General features: G+C 28.5%; 2 protein-coding genes. One reads left to right on the top strand and one right to left on the bottom strand.

Annotation, left to right across the window (positions count from 1 at the left end; genetic code table 11):
• Positions 1-14: 14 nt before the first annotated feature.
• Positions 15-566, bottom strand: coding sequence for a recombinase family protein (locus SH09_RS09660; RefSeq protein WP_042739444.1), 552 nt, complete (start codon positions 564-566; stop codon positions 15-17).
• A gap of 620 nt (positions 567-1,186) precedes the next feature.
• Between SH09_RS09660 and SH09_RS09655 the strand changes: the two genes are divergently transcribed.
• Positions 1,187-1,912, top strand: a complete 726-nt coding sequence (locus tag SH09_RS09655; RefSeq protein WP_052495434.1) for a hypothetical protein — start codon at positions 1,187-1,189, stop codon at positions 1,910-1,912.
• Positions 1,913-1,983: the final 71 nt, after the last annotated feature.

Here is a 1,983-nt window from a genome sequence, read left to right as displayed (position 1 = left end):
CCTCTTTTAAAATATTAATTCTTTTTAATAACCCTATATACAGTAGAACGACTTACACCTGTTTTTTTAGCAATCTCTTCACCCGTGAGTTTTTGTTCATCATATAAGAATTTAATCTCTCTCTTCTTATGATCTGGTAATGAAGGTCGTCCACCTTTTCGCCCTCTTGCTCTTGCAGCTTCCAATCCTTTTTTAGTTCGTTCACTTAACAAGTTAGCTTCAAGCTCTGCAAATGCACTCATCATCGTGAAAAACATTTTCCCCATTGCGTCATTAGTTGATATATTCATATCAATAATTTGTAAGTTTATATTATTATCATCTAACCATTGTGATAACTCTATAAGTTGTTTAGTCGTTCTTCCTAACCGGTCTAACTTATAAATAACTAATGTATCACCGTCACGCAAGTAATCTAAACATTTATCTAATTCTGTTTGTTTTTTCTTACGTCCACTAACTTTTTCACTAAAGATACGTTCACAACTGTATTTTTCTAAAGCGTCTATTTGTGAATCTAAACTTTGATCTCGTGTTGAAACACGTGCATAAACAATTTTAGCCATTTGAATACCACCTCTTTTAATCGGTTTATGGGTACTTAATAATGAAATCTAGTTCTCGATGCAAATAAACGTGTCTCTCATCGTCTGAAAACTCATATTTTTTGATATTTATAATACATTGATTATAACACTGGTTTAGAAACTAAAATATATAAGAAAATCCTCCCACTTTTATAGTGAGAGGATTTGTATCAAAAACGTTTGTTTTTTGTTCGTTTGATAACTCATATATTAAAATAAAATTTTTAAAATTTTATTTTAAATTTCTATTTGTCGTATTGAAAAATTTATTTAGGTAGTATATTTAAAACATTATTGATTGTTTCAGAATCATAAGATATTAGACCAATGTTTCTATGATAATTTTTCAAACTTTTTAAGGAAAGGTTTATACTTTCGACTCTAGTTGTTAAAGAATCCAGAATAATTGTAATTCCTAGTCCTGTTTTAACGCTAGCTAATATTGATTCTAAATTTTCTATAAAAATAGTTTTCCTCCTATAGAACTACAGCCATAAGCCGTAGCATGATAATCACAATCACTTTTGTAAAAGTTTGTAAAAGCCTTTGGGTGTTTCTTAGACCAATATCTATGATCTGATGTAAATGATAGTACTAGTGTGGCTCGTGCGCACTATTTAGCAGAAAATTATATTGATAAAAATTGTGAGGATAAAGTTGCCGAAATATACAAATTTGAAATTCAAAGAAAATATGAAAATGGAGAACTTGCGCTTAACTGCGGATATTGTTATGAACTTGATAGTTTAATATGGCATTATGAACGAGAAATGCAAGATTATGATAATTCTAGAAAATATTTGAATATTTTCTATTACCTTGGCTTCAAAAAGTTCCTAGGAGAGTTAATGAACAAAAAATACACTTATTATAACGATAGAGGAAATTTAGAATTAAATGAAATACAAAATGACTTGAAAAGCATAATAGACTCATTTCGTCCTCGTATATATGAGAGATTAATACTTATTGATAATTTATCAAATGAAGATATATTTGAGTTGTTTAAAAGGACACACACATATAATGATTTAGATTACGAATTGATTAATTATATAGTCGTTATAGTTAAAAAAGAGAATGACACAAATGCTATATTGGAACTAGTAGAAATGTTGAAGAATGGTTATACAATTGATAAAGAAGAATTTGAAGATGATTACTATTCAAATTTCGTAACTACTAATATTGCTACTTTAAAAGAACTAGATTCACAAATAAAAGTTGAGGTTGATATTAGAAATGGAAATATCAATTTCTTTTTAGATGATGATAGACTTGAAACATTAATAAATAGAAGTGAAAATAAAAAAGGCGGCGCCTAGTTATGATATGCTCCCTCCAAAGTAGACACTTAAAAAAAGAAAAACTTTGGAGGGGGTATGTCAAAAAAAAA

The organism is Staphylococcus gallinarum, assembly GCF_000875895.1.
Lineage (GTDB): Bacteria > Bacillota > Bacilli > Staphylococcales > Staphylococcaceae > Staphylococcus > Staphylococcus gallinarum.
The sequence above is the reverse complement of the archived record's forward strand: the minus strand, read 5'-3'. Positions and strand labels throughout refer to the sequence as shown.